Origin of the sequence: Herbiconiux solani NBRC 106740 (assembly GCF_001571005.1) — a bacterium.
Taxonomy (GTDB): domain Bacteria; phylum Actinomycetota; class Actinomycetes; order Actinomycetales; family Microbacteriaceae; genus Herbiconiux; species Herbiconiux solani.
This window is the reverse complement of the sequence record NZ_BCST01000006.1, coordinates 232,516-248,249: the sequence shown is the minus strand read 5'-3', so window position 1 is coordinate 248,249 and position 15,734 is coordinate 232,516. Positions and strand designations below refer to the sequence as shown.

Here is a 15,734-nt window from a genome sequence, read left to right as displayed (position 1 = left end):
TCAGGCGATCGCGAGGATGCCCAGCGAGATGACCGAGACGACCGCGAAGCCCACCACGAATACGACGGCGCGCTCCCCGTTGCGGAGCGTGCGGCCCACGAGCAGCGCCGCGGCGTAGACGACGATCGGCACGGCGGCGTAGGCGATCACCAGCGTCCAGACGCTGCCGCCCATCTCGACGCCGAAGCTCGAGAAGGTCGAGACGACCCCGACGAGGTTCGCGAGCCCGCCCCACAGGTGGTACGCGTACAGGAAGGCGAAGAGCACCGCGATCGCCCAGCCCGAGCGGCCGAAGGTCGAGAAGCCGCGCTTGGCGGGCTTCTCCTGCTGAAGAGTGGATGCGCGTCCCGCGCCCGCTGCGTCCGTCACGTCAGAATCCCATCAGGAAGGGCCAGGGCACCAGCACGAGCACGCCGATCACGAGCCAGAGGAAGCGGTAGCGCGCATCCCGTCGCTGGGTCAGGAGCAGCGTGCTGACGAACCACAGCGGCGAGGCCGCGACGGCGAGGCTCTGCGCGATGCGGTAGGTGACGACCGAGAAGTCGACGGTGATCGGGGTCTGGTAGCGCGAGAAGCTCACGATCCAGCCGATCGTGTAGAGCAGGTAGATGCCACCGAGCACGCCGAGGCCGATCAGGGCGGCGGAGCTGAGCTGGGCGCCCGCGGTCTCGGCGTCGGCGAGCTCGCGTTCGGCGGCGCGGTCCTCCGCATCCTCGGCCTCGTCGAGCACCGTGGGGCGGGCGGGAACGGTGGATGCGGTGGATGCGGCGGGCGCCGCAAGGCCATCCGTCAGCCGCGTCGGCTGCTCCGCGTCCGCCTCGCGGGCCGGCAGCCCCTCCGGGCTGAGGGTGGGGTCGTCGTCCCCGGCCCAGCCCAGGGCCTCGTCGTCGTCGCGGCGGTCGCTCATGTTTTCACCCTACTGCGCGTGCTGCCCGCCGCGCCGACCCCAGTAGGCTCGGCCCATGCCCAGCGTCGACTACTTCGTCTCCGGAGATCCCACGGCCGCCAAAGCGGTCATCACCTCAGCCCTCGACGGTCAGGGTTTCGGGGTGACCCCCGATGCTGCCGGCAACTGGGAGGTCTCCCGCGGCAGCCAGGCCATGACCGTGCTCTTCGGCGGTCTCGCCGGGTCGAGGCAGCGCCTGATCTACCGGATGCAGTTCTTCACCGCCGAGGACGGCTCGCTCGTGGCGCGCTTCTACCGCGAGTCGGGAACGGGGATGATGGGCGGCGCGATCGGAATCAGCCGCTCGAGCGCCACCTTCCTCGAGCTCGACACCGCGATCGGCACGGCGCTGACCAACGCCGGCATCCTGACCAACTTCATCCGCACTGCCTGACCCCGGCATCCGCCGCAACCTCGACAACGCCGAAGGGCCCCAGGACTCTCGTCCCGGGGCCCTTCGTCATCGCAGCGCCTGAGCGCCGCGACCGAGGTCAGCGCGCGGCGCTGCCGTCGGCGTTTGGATGCGCTCGCGCATCCGAACTGACCAGCACAGCGTCCGCGTGCGGACTACACCGATGTCAGCGCGCAGCGCTGCCGTCGGTGTAATCCGCGTCCTGCTGCTTCCACGCGAACAGCGCGCGCAGCTCCTTGCCGGTGGCCTCGATCGGGTGCGCGGCACCCTTCTCGCGCAGGGCGAGGAACTCGGGAGCCCCGGCGTCCTGGTCGTCGATGAAGCGCTTCGCGAACGCGCCGGACTGGATGTCGGCGAGAACGGCCTGCATGTTCTCCTTCACGTGCGGGTCGATCACGCGCGGGCCCGAGACGTAGTCGCCGTACTCGGCCGTGTCGGAGACCGACCAACGCTGCTTGGCGATGCCGCCCTCCCACATCAGGTCGACGATCAGCTTGAGCTCGTGGAGCACCTCGAAGTAGGCGATCTGCGGCTGGTAGCCGGCCTCGGTCAGGGTCTCGAAGCCGTACTGCACGAGCTGCGAGACACCGCCGCACAGAACGGCCTGCTCGCCGAACAGGTCGGTCTCGGTCTCCTCGGTGAAGGTGGTCTTGATGCCGCCGGCACGGAGGCCGCCGATGCCCTTGGCGTAGCTCCACGCCAGGTCCCAGGCCGAACCGGTCGCGTCCTTCTCGACGGCGACGATCACGGGCACGCCACGGCCGGCCTCGTACTCGCGGCGCACGGTGTGACCCGGGCCCTTGGGGGCGACCATGATCACGTCGACGCCCTCGGGCGCCTCGATGTAGCCGAAGCGGATGTTGAAGCCGTGGCCGAACAGGAGGGCCTTGCCCTCGGCCAGGTTCGGCTGGATGTCCGCGGCGTAGATGCCGCGCTGGTGCTGGTCGGGGGCGAGGATGACGATGACGTCCGCCCAGGAGGTCGCCTCGGCGACCGAGAGCACGGTGAAGCCCGCTTCCTCGGCCTTGGGGATCGACTTCGACCCCTCCTTGAGCGCGACGACGACCTCGACACCGGAGTCGCGGAGGTTGAGCGCGTGGGCGTGGCCCTGCGAGCCGTAGCCGATGACGGCCACCTTCTTGGACTGGATCAGGGACAGATCGGCGTCCTGGTCATAGAAGATCTCGGTCACTTGATTTTTCTCCTTCTTTGGCACGAGCGTTCGGCAGCGTGCGTCGGGGACGTGCGGGATGCGGTCAGTTCTTGAAGACGCGTTCGGTGATGCTCTTGCCGCCGCGGCCGATCGCGAGCAGGCCCGACTGGGCGAGCTCCTTGATGCCGTAGGGCTCGAGCACGCGCAGGAAGGCCTGGGTCTTGCCCGAGTCGCCGGTGACCTCGATCACCAGCGCGTCGCTCGAGACGTCGACCACGCGGGCGCGGAAGAGGGTGACGGCCTCGAGCACCTGCGAGCGGGTGACGTTGTCGACCCGCACCTTGATCAGCAGGTGCTCGCGCTGCACGGCCTGCACCGGGTCGAGCTCGACGATCTTGATGACGTTGATCAGCTTGTTGAGCTGCTTGGTCACTTGCTCGAGCGGCAATTCCTCGACGTCGACGACGACGGTGATGCGGGACAGGCCCTCGATCTCGGACTTGCCGACGGCGAGGGACTCGATGTTGAAGCCGCGGCGGGCGAAGAGGCCGGCGACCCTGGTCAGCAGACCGGGCTTGTCCTCGACGAGCAGGCTCAGAACGTGGGTGCTCATGGTCTACTCCTCTTCCCACTCGGGTGCGAGCTTCTTGGCGTACTGGATCTCGCTGTTGGACGTGCCCTGCGCGACCATCGGCCACACCATCGCGTCGGCCGAGACGATGAAGTCGATCACGACCGGGCGGTCGTTGGTCTCGAGGGCCAGCTTGATGGCCGCGTCGACCTCCTCGGCCTTCGTGACACGGATGCCCAGCGCGCCGTACGCGTCGGCCATCTTCACGAAGTCGGGCACCATCCGCGTCTCGTGACCGGTGTTCAGGTCGGTGAAGGAGTGGCGGCCGTCGTAGAACAGCGTCTGCCACTGGCGCACCATGCCGAGCGAGGAGTTGTTGATGATCGCGACCTTGATCGGGATGTCGTTGATCGTGCAGGTGGCCAGTTCCTGATTCGTCATCTGGAAGCAGCCGTCGCCGTCGATCGCCCAGACGACCCGGTCGGGCTGGGCGACCTTCGCGCCCATGGCCGCGGGGACCGCGTAGCCCATCGTGCCGGCGCCGCCGGAGTTGAGCCAGGAGTTGGGGCGCTCGTACTTGATGAACTGCGCCGCCCACATCTGGTGCTGGCCGACGCCCGCGGCGAAGACGCCCTCGGGGCCGGTGAGCTCGCCGATCCGCTGGATCACGTACTGCGGGGCCAGGAGGCCGTCGCTCGGCTCGGTGTAGCCGAGCGGGAACTCCTCGCGGAGCCCGTCGAGGTAGGTCCACCAGTCGGCGAGGTCGAGTGGCTTGCCGCCGGCCACGTCGCCGTAGGCGGTGATCAGGTCGGCGATCACGTCTTTCGCGTCGCCCACGATCGGCACGTCCGCGATCCGGATCTTCGAGATCTCGGCCGGATCGACGTCGACGTGCACGACCTTGGCGTGCGGCGCGAAGTCGGCCGCCTTGCCGGTGACGCGGTCGTCGAACCGGGCGCCGAGGGAGATCAGCAGGTCGCTCTCCTGCAGCGCGAGCACCGCGGGGACGGTGCCGTGCATGCCCGGCATGCCGAGGTTCTGCGTGTGCGAGTCGGGGAAGGCTCCTCGGGCCATCAGGGTCGTGACGACCGGGATGCCCGTGGCCTCGGCCAGGGCGAGGAGCTCGGCGGTCGCCTCGGCGCGGATGACTCCGCCACCGACGTAGAAGACCGGCTTCTTGGCCTCGGCCATCAGCTGCGCGGCGGCCTGGATCTGCTTGCCGTGCGCCTTCGTGATCGGGCGGTAGCCGGGCAGGTCGATCTTCGGGGGCCAGACGAACTCGGCGAGGTTCTGCTGCGCATCCTTCGTGATGTCGACCAGCACCGGGCCGGGGCGGCCGGTGGAGGCGATCTGGTAGGCGGCGGCGAGCGTCGCCGGCACGTCTTCGGCGCGCTTGACGAGGAAGGAGTGCTTCGTGATCGGCATCGTGATGCCGACGATGTCGGCCTCCTGGAACGCGTCGGTGCCCATCAGGTGCGAGAACACCTGGCCGGTGATCGCCAGGAGCGGCACCGAGTCCATGTAGGCGTCCGCGATCGCGGTGACGAGGTTTGTCGCGCCGGGGCCGCTGGTCGCGATCGCGACGCCGACCTTGCCGGTGGCGGCCGCGTAGCCCTCGGCCGCGTGGCCGGCGCCCTGCTCGTGACGGACGAGGATGTGGCGGATGTCGTCCTGCACCATCAGCTCGTCGTAGAACGGGATGATCGCGCCGCCCGGCAGCCCGAAGACGTCCTTGACGCCGAGGAGCTTGAGGGTGCGGAGGACCGCGCCCGATCCGGTGAGCATGAGAGGCTCGTCGGCCGCCGGAGCGGCCGCGATGGTCGTTGATGTCGGAGTCTTCTTGGTCGGCACGGGGAAAGCGTCCGTGGTCATGGTGATTCCTCAGTCAGAAAAGCACGGTTGATGGATGCGCGGAGCTACCCGGTGATCGCGCCCTCCGCAGCGGAGTGCACGAGCTTGGAGTACTTCGCGAGAACGCCACGGGTATAGCGCGGAGGAAGCGGAGCCCAGCCGTCTCGGCGAGCTGCAAGCTCTTCGGGCTCCACCAGTAGGTCGAGCGAGCGAGCTGCGATATCGACCCGTATTAGATCACCATCGCGCACGAAGGCGATGGGACCTGCGTCCACCGCTTCGGGTGCTATGTGGCCGATGCACAGGCCGGTTGTGCCGCCTGAGAATCTGCCGTCGGTCAATAGTAGTACATCCTTGCCGAGGCCAGCGCCCTTGATGGCGGCCGTGATCGCGAGCATCTCGCGCATCCCGGGGCCGCCCTTCGGGCCCTCGTAGCGGATGACGACGACGTCGCCGGCGTTGATCCGCCCCTCGGTCAGGGCGTCCATCGCCTCGCGCTCGCGCTCGAAGACGCGGGCCGGGCCCTCGAAGACGTCGGCGTCGAAGCCGGCCGACTTGACGACCGCACCCTCGGGCGCCATCGACCCGGTGAGCACGGTGAGGCCGCCGGACTTGTGGATGGGGTTGGAGAGCGGGCGGAGCACCTCGCCGTCCAGCGGCGCGATGTCCATCTCGGCGAGGTTCTCCTCGACGGTCTTGCCGGTGACGGTCATCGCGTCGCCGTGCAGGAGGCCCTCGTCCAGCAGCGCCTTCATGACGGCCGGCACGCCGCCGTGGCGGTCGACGTCGTTCATGACGAAGCGGCCGAAGGGCTTCAGGTCGCCGATGTGCGGCACCTTGTCACCGACCTTGTTGAAGTCGGCGAGGGTGAGCTCGACCTCGGCCTCGGCGGCGATCGCGAGCAGGTGCAGCACGAGGTTGGTCGAGCCGCCGAAGGCCATGCCGACGGCGATCGCGTTCTCGAGCGACTTCTTGGTGATGATGTCGCGGGCGGTGAGGCCCAGGCGCAGCATGTTGACCACGGCCTCGCCGGAGCGGTGCGCGAAGTAGTCGCGGCGGCGGTCGGCCGCGGCGGGCGAGGCCGAGCCCGGGAGGCTCATGCCCATCGCCTCGGCGGCGCTGGCCATGGTGTTGGCCGTGTACATGCCGCCGCACGATCCCTCGCCGGGGGCGAAGGCGCACTCGATGCGGTGCGCGTCCTCCATCGACATGCGGCCGGCACGCACGGCGCCGACGGCCTCGAAGGAGTCGATGATCGTGATGTCCTTCTCCGTACCGTCGGAGAGCTTGACCCAGCCCGGGGCGATGGAGCCGGCGTAGAGGAAGACCGAGGCGAGGTCGAGGCGGGCCGCGGCCATCAGCATCCCGGGCAGCGACTTGTCGCAGCCGGCCAGCAGCACGGAGCCGTCGAGGCGCTCGGCCATCATGACGGTCTCGACCGAGTCGGCGATGACCTCGCGCGACACCAGGGAGAAGTGCATGCCCTCGTGGCCCATCGAGATACCGTCCGACACCGAGATCGTGCCGAACTGCAGCGGGTACCCTCCCCCGGCGTGCACGCCCTCCTTCGACGCGCGGGCGAGGCGCTCGAGCGAGAGGTTGCAGGGGGTGATCTCGTTCCACGAGCTCGCGATGCCGATCTGGGGTTTCTCCCAGTCGCCGTCGCCCATGCCGACGCCGCGGAGCATGCCGCGCGAGGTGAGGGCTTCGATTCCATCGGTGACGGTGCGGCTCCGCGGCTTCATGTCTATTTCCGGCATGTTACGAGTTTAGAACCGACGAAGGGGTGCTCATGCACTCCCTACGGCCCGCCGCGCCGCGTCGAGCGCCGCCAGCACCGCCGCGACGTCCGCAGGCCCGTCGACCCGATGAGAAGCGCGGGTCTCGCCCTTGCCGCTCTTCAGCCCCAGGTCGCCCTCGCCCAGCGCCGCGAACCCGTCCTCGTCGGTGACGTCGTCGCCGGCGAAGAGCACGGCGGTGGCGCCGGTCTGCTCGCGCAGCCGGGCGACGGCCTCGCCCTTCGTGGTGCTGCGCACCGAGAACTCCAGCACGTTCTTGCCGCTGCGCACGGTCAGCCCGTTGCCCTCAGGGTCGGTCTCGGTGAGAGCGCGGGAGGTGGCCTCCTCGGTTCCGGCGTCGTCGGCCAGGCGGGTGTGCAGCGCAAAGCCGGCCGGCTTCTCCTCGACCCAGGCGCCGTCGATGCCGTCGGCGATCGCCTCGAGGGTGCGACCGAGCTCGTCCCGGCGCGCCCGCTCGGCGTCGTCCAGGTCGATCGCGGTGCGGCCGTCCACGCGCACCTCGACGCCGTGCGAGCCGACGAGGAGGGCCGACTCCGGCAGCCCCGTCACGTGCCGCAGGCTGTCCATCGCCCGGCCCGAGATGAAGGCCACATGGGTCGCGGGCAGCTCGAGCAGGCGCAGCACCGCATCCTGGGCCTCGGGCAGGGCGCGGGCGTCGTCGGGCCGGTCGACCTCGGGCGCCAGGGTGCCGTCGAAGTCGAGCGCGACCAGGAGCTCGGGCGTCTCGGCCAGCCGCTGCACGGCCTCACGGAGATCGGAGGGCAGCGCGCTCACTGGGTCTCCTCGATCTCGCGCGCCTCGGTGCGCTCGTCCTGCCGCGCCTCGGACCGGGTCTGCATCCTGAGGTTCGCCTTCGGCAGGGCGAGGTCGTCCGACGGGGTGGCGAGCGCGGCGAGGAAGGAGGACGACCAGCGTGCGACGTCGTTCTCCTGCACGCGCTTTCGCATCGCGCGCATCCGCCGCGAGCGCTCGGCCTTCGTCATGGCCGTAGCCTGCAGCATGGCCTCCTTGAGGCCCTCGATGTCGTGCGGGTTCACCCGCAACGCCGTGCGCAGCTCGTCCGACGCCCCGGCGAACTCGCTCAGCACGAGCACGCCGTCGTTGTCGAAGCGGGAGGCGACGTACTCTTTCGCGACCAGGTTCATCCCGTCGCGGAGGGCGGTGACGAGCATGATGTCGGCGGCGAGGTAGAGCGCCACCATCTCCTCCCGCGGGTACCCGTGGTGCAGGTAGCTGATCGCCGTGTGGCTGATCGTGGAGTAGTCGCCGTTGATGCGCCCCACGGTGAGCTCGATCTCGTCGCGCAGCGTCTGGTAGGTCTGCACACGCTCGCGGCTGGGGCTCGCGACCTGCACGAGCGTCACGTCCTCGACCTCGATGGTCTTGTCGGCGAGCAGTTCGCCGAAGGCCTTGAGGCGGTGACCGATGCCCTTGGTGTAGTCGAGCCGGTCGACGCCGAGCATCACGACCTTGGGGTTGCCGAGACCGTCGCGGATCTCCTTCGCCCGGGCCTGGATGTCGGGGCGCCGCGCGAGCTCCTCGTAGCGGGCCGCGTCGATCGAGATCGGGAAGGCCTTGGCCACGACGGTTCGGACGAGCTTGTCACCGCCGGCGCGGCCGACGCTCGAGATGCGGTGCTTCGCGCTCGCGACATCCGACTCCGCCTCGACGGGCACGTCGATCACGGTGCCCTTGGCCTGGTAGCCGAGGAGGCGGCGGACGGCCCGCGAGAAGTTGCCCGCGTCGGCGGTGCGCTGGAAGCCGATCACGTCGGCGCCGAGGAGGCCCTGGATGATCTGGGTGCGCCAGGGCAGCTGCGAGTAGATGCCGTATGCCGGGAACGGAATGTGGTTGAAGAAGCCGATCGTGAGGTCGGGCCGCTTCTCGCGCAGCATCTTCGGCACGAGCTGCAGCTGGTAGTCCTGCACCCACACGGTGCCGCCCTCGGCCGTGGCCTCGGCGGCGCGGTCGGCGAAGCGCTGGTTGACGATCACGTACCGCTCCCACCATTCGCGGTGGTACGCCGGGGGCGCGATCACGTCGTGGTAGAGCGGCCAGAGGGTGTCGTTCGAGAAGCCCTCGTAGTAGAGCTCGATGTCGGTGTCCGACAGGGCGACCGGGAGGAGGTGGATGCCGTCGTGCTCGAACGGCTCGGCGTGGTCGTCGGCCGATCCCGTCCAGCCGATCCAGGCGCCGTCCGCCTCGCGCATGACGGGCTCGAGCGCGGTGACCAGACCCCCCGGCGAGGTGCGGAACGAGGGCTCCCCGTTCTCGTCCGTGATCCGGTCGACGGGCAGCCGGTTCGAGACGACCACGAAGTCGAACTCGCCGGCGAGCGGTGCGGAGGAACTGTCTGATGAGGGCATGACTCCTCAAACTACCAGCGGCACCTGCGCGTGGCCCGGGGTAGCTTTGGACCCAACGACGTGAAGAGACGGGAACGACGTGCGCAAGTACATCCTCAACACCAGCATCATCAGCTCGGTCATCGGCGCCTTCGGCGTGATCCAGACCACCCGGAGGGGCCCCCGCGACTGGCGCCTCATCCTGATGTGGGTGAGCTGGGGCATCACGGTGGCCCTCGCCATCGGCAGCGTGCTGCAGCAGGACGAGGATGCGCGCGAGCTCGGCGACGACTGAGCAGGCTCCGCGCTAGCGGCCCCCCTGGCGCTCCTCGGGCTCGTCGTCGATGTAGCCGCCGGCCTGGATGGGCCCGGTGAACAGGCTGGCCCGCCCCTCCGCGCCCCGGTCGCCGTGGAAGAGGCCGCCCGAGTCCGGGTCGCCGGCCGTGGCACGGTGCGAGATGTCCGCCTCCGGCTCGATCATGTCGACGCGCGTGCGAGGGATCGACTGCGGGCTCGTGCGGTAGAGCCACGCGATCATCTCCTCGCGCACGTAGCAGCGCAGGTCGAACAGGGTCGGCGCATCGATCGCCGTGACCAGGATGCGGATGCGCACGTAGCCGCCGGTCGCATCCGTCACCTGCAGCACCGAGACCCTCCGGTCCCAGAGGTCGGTCCGCGCGAGGATACGGTCGAGCTCGACCCGCATCTCGGCGGGGGTGACCCGCCAGTCGAGGTCGAACTCGACCGAGCCGAGGAGCTCGGAGGTGCGCCTCGTCCAGTTCTGGAACGGCTTTGAGGTGAAGTAGGTGCTCGGCAGCACCATCCGCCGGTCGTCCCAGATGTGCACGACCACGTAGGTGAGGGTGATCTCCTCGATCCGCCCCCACTCCCCCTCGACGATCACCACGTCGTCGACGCGGACGGCGTCGCTGAACGCGATCTGCATCCCCGCGAAGACGTTGGAGAGCGTCGACTGCGCCGCGAGACCGGCGACGATCGACACCACGCCCGCCGAGGCGAGCACGCTCGTGCCCACGGCCTGGGCGCCGGGGAAGGTGAGCAGGATGGCGCCGACCGCGAGCACGATGACGATCACCATCGCGAGCCGGCGGAGGATCAGCACCTGGGTGCGCACGCGCCGGGCGATCCGGTTGTCGGGCCGGTCGATCGTGTAACGGTTGAGCGCCCCGTCTTCCAGCACCAGGGCGAGCGCGCAGACCAGCCACGCACCGAGCGCGATCGTCGCGATCAGGAACAGCTGGTCGATCACCGGCTGACCCTCGCCGAACGGGATCGTGAGATCGGTCGCGATCCAGAGCAGCACCACGAGCAGGAACAGCCGGAACGGGATGCGCGCACGGCGGATGAGGGACTTCGCCCAGCCCTGCCGACGGGCGGCCAGGCGGAACACGAGGGCGATGATCGCGGTGAGGGCGAGGGCGATCACGAGGGCCGAGACGCCGGCGATCGCGAAGGCGATCCAGCTGCGTTCGATGAGCATGAGGTGCCTTTCCGGGAGGTCGCGGAGGCGGATGGAGCCGCGGGTGACGAATTTCCAGCCTAATCAGCCCATTGGAGGGCGCGCTCCGGCGTGTCGATTGGGCCCCGGGAATGCCCAGCCCGCACACTGTTCTCACGAGGGTGACCGGAAGGACGTTGCGATGATCGGCTGGAGACGACGCGCGAAGGCTCAACGGGAGAGCACGGTGAGCGCTGAACGTCTCTACGAGCTCGTCAACCAGACCCTGATGGAGAACTTCGGGCCCCTCGGATCGTTCGCGATCACCCGTCGCAAGGTGTCCGACACCGACGACATCTTCCACACGGCTCTCGCCCGTTCGGTGGCCCGCGACATCGTCGCGAACCTCGCCGAGCACGGCATCACGGTGCGCGAGAACCTCGGGCAGGCGGCGCCGGCTGTGGCCTCGGTGTCACCCGCTTCGATCCCCTCCGCATCGATGGGTCGCTCCTCGGTCGCGCCGCTGCCGCAGCGGGCCTCGCTCGCCCCGGTCGCCGCTCGCGCCGAGCTCGCACCCGTCGAGCGCTTCGCCTCGCCCCTCGGCAAGCCCTTCGCGCCCCGCCCGGCGGCCGTGGCCTCCGATCCGCTCGAGGACGAGGCGCTTCGTTCGCTTGTCGCCCACCACCGCGAGGTGGCCGAGGCATCGGCGAAGAAGGCCGCCGAGGCCGACTGGACCGTCGCGAACTAGGTCTCGGCTGACGCTGAGTCCGGCCTGGCGTTATACCCCCGTGCCCGGCTCAGCCGATCGGAGCCCAGCCCTCGGGGCCCTCGCTGCCCGCGGGGTACTCGTCCAGCGGCACGTCTCCGGCCTTCCACGCCTCGATCACGGGGGCCAGGATGCGCCAGCCCTCGACCGCGGAGTCGCCGCGCACACTGAGCGTCGGGTCGCCGTCGAGGATGCCCGCGAGAACCTCGCGGTACGCCAGCAGCTGGCCGTCGCCGAAGGTCGCGTCCAGGCTCACCCGCTCCAGCTCGTAGGGGTCGCCGGGGCCGTTGATGTCGATCTCGAGCGACATCGCGTCCGGCGCGAGGAAGATGCGGAGCACGGACGGCGTGTTCGCTCCGGTCAGGCCCACCGGCACCTGCCGGGCGGGCGTGAAGGTCACGACGCTCTCGCGGCGCCGGGTGCCGAGCGCCTTGCCCGAGCGCAGCGTGAACGGCACGCCCTTCCAGCGCCAGTTGGCGATCTCGAGGGTGACCTCGGCGAGCGTCTCGGTCTCGCGCTCGGGGTCGACACCCTGCTCGTCGGAGTAGCTCGGCAGCTCGCGGCCGTCGATCGTGCCGGCCGTGTAGCGGGCGCGGCGGCTCGCGGTCTTCGGGTCGTCGCCCCAGAGGTGGGTCGCGCGCAGCACGAGCTCCTTGCCGTCGCGCAGGTCGTTCTGCCCGAGGGTCGCGGGCGGCTCCATGGCGAGCACGGCCATGACCTGCAGCAGGTGGCTCTGGATCATGTCGACCAGCGCACCGGCCTTGTCGTAGTAGCCGGCCCGGCCCTCGAGTCCGAGCTGCTCGTCGTAGACGATGTCGACGCGCGAGATGTGCTCGCCGTTCCAGAGCGGTTCGAAGATGCTGTTGGCGAAGCGCAGACCCAGGAAGTTGAAGACGGTCGATCGGCCGAGGAAGTGGTCGACGCGGTGCACCTGGTTCTCGGGGACGAGTTTCGCGAGCTCGCCGTTCAGGGCCTCGGCGCTGGCGACATCCATGCCGAACGGCTTCTCGAGGGCGAGCGTGAGCCCGGACGGGTAGTCGACCGACTGCAGGGCCACGACGACCTTCGCGGCGACGGCCGGCGGCAGGGCGAAGTAGATCGCCGGCGTGCCCTTCGCCATGCCGAGCAGTTTCTGCAGCTCGGCGGGATCGGTGACGTCGGCGTTCACGTAACGGGTGCTCGCGACGAGCTTCTCGACCGCGGCTCCGTCGGCCTTGACCTCGGCGAACGAGGTGGTGACGACCGAACGCCACTCCTCGTCGGTCCACTCGGTTCCACCCGCCCCGATCAGCTCGAGGCGGCGCTCTGGCTGGGAGGTGAGGAGCTGGGCGAGCCCCGGTAGGAGGAGGCGTGCGGTGAGGTCTCCGCTCGCGCCGAAGATGAGAAGAGTGTCGACCCGTTGCGTCATGTTCTTCACAGTAGTGCGCTCGAAGATCGCCGCACACGACTGGCCGGGACGACCAGAGGCGACGGGCCGGGACGACCCGTGGCGGCTGGCCGGGACGACCGCAGGCGGCTGGCCGGGACGACCAGAGGCGACCACCCGAAGGCCACCTCTGGTCGTGGATCACCGAACGCCCTCGGGCGGCCTGGGACTGACAAGTGAACCAAGCGCTGTGCAACACGAGAGCGCGTACCGGATGACCCGGCTGTGCGCCACGGTAAGTCTCCGGCATCCCGCCCCACCAGCGTGATGAGTAGTTTCTACTCGTTCTCGCCGCTACCGGTTCTGCTGAGCCGGGTAGCCCTCGTACGGCCCGTCGAGCTGGAGTTCGCTGAGCTCTGCACTCAGCTCGCGCCGCCCCGCGATCCCGAGCTTCTTGTAGATCCGGGCCAGGTGGTTGTCGACCGTCCGAACCGAGATGCCGAACTCGGCGGCGAGCTCGGCGCTCGTGCGGTGCGAGGCGGCGCCCGAGGCGAGCTGCCACTCCCGGTCGGTCAGCGGGGTGACCCGCGGATGCGACTGGCGGCGCCGGTGGGACATCGCGACCCCGGTGCGCACCGTCCACGAGTCGGCGAGCCGGTGCGCGAGCGAGGCGCGGGCGAGATCCGTCCCGGCGGTGTCGGCCGCCCAGCGCGCCGCATCGATCGCCGGCCCGAGGAGCCCGGCCTCGGCCAGCTGCTTGGCGATCGGCAGCACGTCGCCGCGGGCGATGATCGCGTGGGCGTGGGACTCGCAGAGCGGGAACGCACTTCGGGCCGCGATCAGGTGCGGCAGCATGACGGTCGCGCCGACGACCGGCTCGATCCGGATGGCCTCGTAGGCGACGAGCGCCGCGAGATACCGCTGCCCGCCGTCGGCGGCCTTGTGCAGCGCCGGCCCGAGACTGCGGATCGCGAACCCGGGCCGCCCGGTGGAGGCCGAGACCCAGGCGCGGGCGAGCGAGGCGTAGAGCTCGACCTTCGGATCGCGCACCTCGGCGGGGGTGAGCTGGTCGAGCCAGCTGCGGGCGATCGCGAAGCGCCCGGTGCGGGCCGCGATCGCCGCGGAGAGCGCATCCGCCGTGGGCAGGAGCCCGGCGATGTCGCGCCAGACCAGGTCGCGTCGGCCCTCGGAGATCAGCTTCCAGGCGCGTGCCGGCGAGCCGGTGTGCAGCTCGATCATCGCGAGGGCGAAGCGCCAGACGCCGCGGGCGCTCGGGTTGGCCTCCTCGGCCCGGGCGAGGTTGGCGCGCGCCGCGGCGCGGGCCTCGGCGAACCGGCCGGTGAACGAGAGCACGAGCACCTCGGAGAGCTGCAGGAGGTCGCGGGCGTTCGGCAGCACGTCGCGGAACCGGTCGCACTCCGCGAGCCCGCGCTCGACGGCCTCCCCGGCGAGCGACAGGTTGCCGCCCATCGTGTGCAGCGTCGCGGTCATGATGAGCAGGTTGAGGTCACCGGGCGTCTCGACCGGGCCCAGCACCGAGAGCGCCTCGAGGTCGGTCGTGATGCCCTGGCCCGCCATCAGCCGCCACTTGACGAGGTCGGACTCGACCAGGGAGCGGTGCACCGGATCGGTGAGCCGTCGGAGCACCGGCTCGACCCGGGCGAGCGCGAGGTCGGGCCGCAGCATCCGGAAGGCGAGATGATTGCCCTCGGCCTGCGCGAGCGAGGCGAGGAAGCCCTCGTCGAGGTCGCCCCCGGTCTCGGCCACCGCCGCCGCGCGCCAGGCCGCGTCGAAGTGCTCCGAGGCCTCTCGGATCCGGCCCACCTGCGAGAGCGCCTGCGCTTGCACGTACTCCCCCGCCGAGCGGAGAGTCGGGTCGGCGCCTCCGCCGGCGACGGCGTGCTCGCCGAGGCGGATCGCCGTCGTGTAGCGCTGCTCGCTCAGCTCACGCCGGGCGAGGTCGACCAGGAGCGCGGGCGGCACGGGCTGACCCGCGGCCAGCTGCAGCAGGGCCCGGCGAACCCGGTGGGCCGGGTAGCCGTCGAGCATGTCGGCACCCGCGGCGCAGAAGCTCGCGCGCCAGAGGCCCGAGACCGTCGAGAGCACCACGGCGGCGTAGAGCGGATGCGCGAGGGACACCCAGATGCGCCCGTCGTGCTGCCGCGTGGTCACGAACCCCAGGGCCTCGGCGCGCTGCGTGCCGCGCTCGGAGACGCCCGAGGTGCCCCCCTGCTCGACCGGCAGGTCGCCCGCGACCGCGAGCACCGCGAGCAGGTCGACGACGAGCGGATCGGTGTCGAGCGGATCGGCCGGGAGGGAAGCGATCACGCCGTTCGACAGGTACGGCCAGCGCTCGCGCCAGGAGGCCGAGTCGTCGCAGAGGTCCGACGCGCCGACGGCGGCGTCGACGAGTTCGGAGAGGGTGCGGGTGCTGCCCGCCGAGAGACGGACCATCTCCTCGGCGGCAACCGGGCCGACGCTGGGGCCGAGCCGGTCTTTCACGAGGGTGTGCGCATCCGATGCCGACAGGGCCGTGAGTTCGATCAGCGCGCTGGGCGCCCGGCCGGACGACCCGAGCGGGCCGGTGCTCTCCGAGCCGGTCGTGCGGGTGAGGACCACGGAGGCCACGCCCCCGTCGATGACCTGCTCGAGCACGCAGAGGCTCGCCGAGTCGAGGAGGTGGGCGTCGTCGACGAGGAGGACCACGTCGGGGTCGTTCACCGACCGGTGGAACTCGACGATCGCGGAACCGGCGGCATCCTGGACCGGCAGGACGGCGAGGGCGGGCGCCAGCGCGCCCAACGGCACGCCGGTGAGATCGGCGCGTCCACGGATGAGGTGGACCCGCCGTTCGGGCTCCAGGGCGGCTGCCAGGGCCTCCGCGAAGGCCGTCCGGCCCACGCCGGGGCGGCCTGTGACGACGACGAGCGCTCGCGCCTCGCGTCGGGCGAGGCAGGCCAGCGCTTGCTTGAACTGCCGGTCGCGGCCGTGGAGCCGTTGACCGCCGGGGAGGACGGGTGCGTTTCTGCGGGTTGTCATGCGCTGCGGGTGCTTTCTCTCGGCGCC

General features: G+C 70.4%; 14 protein-coding genes. 3 read left to right on the top strand and 11 right to left on the bottom strand.

All coding sequences use genetic code 11. The features are described from left to right. Together HSO01S_RS12855 and HSO01S_RS12850 are read right to left on the bottom strand one after the other, a co-directional pair. On the bottom strand, positions 1–369 hold the full coding sequence (locus HSO01S_RS12855; RefSeq protein WP_066042005.1) for a hypothetical protein: 369 nt from the start codon (positions 367–369) through the stop codon (positions 1–3). A 1-nt stretch (position 370) separates the two neighbouring features. Beyond that, positions 371–907, bottom strand: a complete 537-nt coding sequence (locus tag HSO01S_RS12850) for a hypothetical protein (protein ID WP_066042004.1) — start codon at positions 905–907, stop codon at positions 371–373. Positions 908–962: 55 nt separating this feature from the next. Between HSO01S_RS12850 and HSO01S_RS12845 the strand changes: the two genes are divergently transcribed. Continuing rightward, on the top strand, positions 963–1,340 hold the full coding sequence (locus tag HSO01S_RS12845) for a hypothetical protein (RefSeq protein WP_066042003.1): 378 nt from the start codon (positions 963–965) through the stop codon (positions 1,338–1,340). A gap of 184 nt (positions 1,341–1,524) precedes the next feature. On the opposite strand, the gene ilvC is transcribed toward HSO01S_RS12845, so the two are convergent. From ilvC to HSO01S_RS12815, 6 genes are all read right to left on the bottom strand, one after another. Next, a complete protein-coding gene (ilvC, locus tag HSO01S_RS12840) occupies positions 1,525–2,550 on the bottom strand; it encodes a ketol-acid reductoisomerase (protein ID WP_066042001.1) in 1,026 nt (341 codons plus the stop codon). A 64-nt stretch (positions 2,551–2,614) separates the two neighbouring features. Continuing rightward, positions 2,615–3,124, bottom strand: a complete 510-nt coding sequence (gene ilvN, locus HSO01S_RS12835) for an acetolactate synthase small subunit (protein ID WP_066041999.1) — start codon at positions 3,122–3,124, stop codon at positions 2,615–2,617. A gap of 3 nt (positions 3,125–3,127) precedes the next feature. Next, positions 3,128–4,954, bottom strand: a complete 1,827-nt coding sequence (locus HSO01S_RS12830; RefSeq protein ID WP_084361638.1) for an acetolactate synthase large subunit — start codon at positions 4,952–4,954, stop codon at positions 3,128–3,130. A 44-nt stretch (positions 4,955–4,998) separates the two neighbouring features. Then, positions 4,999–6,693, bottom strand: coding sequence for a dihydroxy-acid dehydratase (gene ilvD, locus HSO01S_RS12825; RefSeq protein WP_066041997.1), 1,695 nt, complete (start codon positions 6,691–6,693; stop codon positions 4,999–5,001). Between the two features lie 30 nt (positions 6,694–6,723). Then, a complete protein-coding gene (gene otsB, locus HSO01S_RS12820; RefSeq protein WP_066041995.1) occupies positions 6,724–7,506 on the bottom strand; it encodes a trehalose-phosphatase in 783 nt (260 codons plus the stop codon). Beyond that, complete coding sequence (locus tag HSO01S_RS12815; protein ID WP_084361637.1) at positions 7,503–9,098, bottom strand: alpha,alpha-trehalose-phosphate synthase (UDP-forming); 1,596 nt, start codon at positions 9,096–9,098, stop codon at positions 7,503–7,505. The genes otsB and HSO01S_RS12815 overlap by 4 nt, the downstream gene beginning before the upstream one ends. A gap of 79 nt (positions 9,099–9,177) precedes the next feature. On the opposite strand from HSO01S_RS12815, the gene HSO01S_RS12810 reads away from it, so the two are divergent. Beyond that, on the top strand, positions 9,178–9,372 hold the full coding sequence (locus HSO01S_RS12810) for a hypothetical protein (protein WP_066041993.1): 195 nt from the start codon (positions 9,178–9,180) through the stop codon (positions 9,370–9,372). Between the two features lie 12 nt (positions 9,373–9,384). On the opposite strand, the gene HSO01S_RS12805 is transcribed toward HSO01S_RS12810, so the two are convergent. Continuing rightward, positions 9,385–10,578, bottom strand: a complete 1,194-nt coding sequence (locus tag HSO01S_RS12805) for a mechanosensitive ion channel family protein (RefSeq protein ID WP_066041991.1) — start codon at positions 10,576–10,578, stop codon at positions 9,385–9,387. Between the two features lie 205 nt (positions 10,579–10,783). Between HSO01S_RS12805 and HSO01S_RS12800 the strand changes: the two genes are divergently transcribed. Next, complete coding sequence (locus HSO01S_RS12800) at positions 10,784–11,284, top strand: hypothetical protein (protein ID WP_066041990.1); 501 nt, start codon at positions 10,784–10,786, stop codon at positions 11,282–11,284. A 49-nt stretch (positions 11,285–11,333) separates the two neighbouring features. Here HSO01S_RS12800 and HSO01S_RS12795 read toward each other — a convergent pair whose 3' ends face one another. Both HSO01S_RS12795 and HSO01S_RS12790 read right to left on the bottom strand, forming a co-directional pair. Next, positions 11,334–12,710, bottom strand: a complete 1,377-nt coding sequence (locus HSO01S_RS12795; RefSeq protein WP_066042218.1) for a glucose-6-phosphate dehydrogenase — start codon at positions 12,708–12,710, stop codon at positions 11,334–11,336. Positions 12,711–13,022: 312 nt separating this feature from the next. Further along, positions 13,023–15,707: a helix-turn-helix transcriptional regulator gene (locus tag HSO01S_RS12790; RefSeq protein WP_066041988.1), complete on the bottom strand. Its 2,685-nt coding sequence runs from the start codon at positions 15,705–15,707 to the stop codon at positions 13,023–13,025. Between the last annotated feature and the right edge of the window lie 27 nt (positions 15,708–15,734).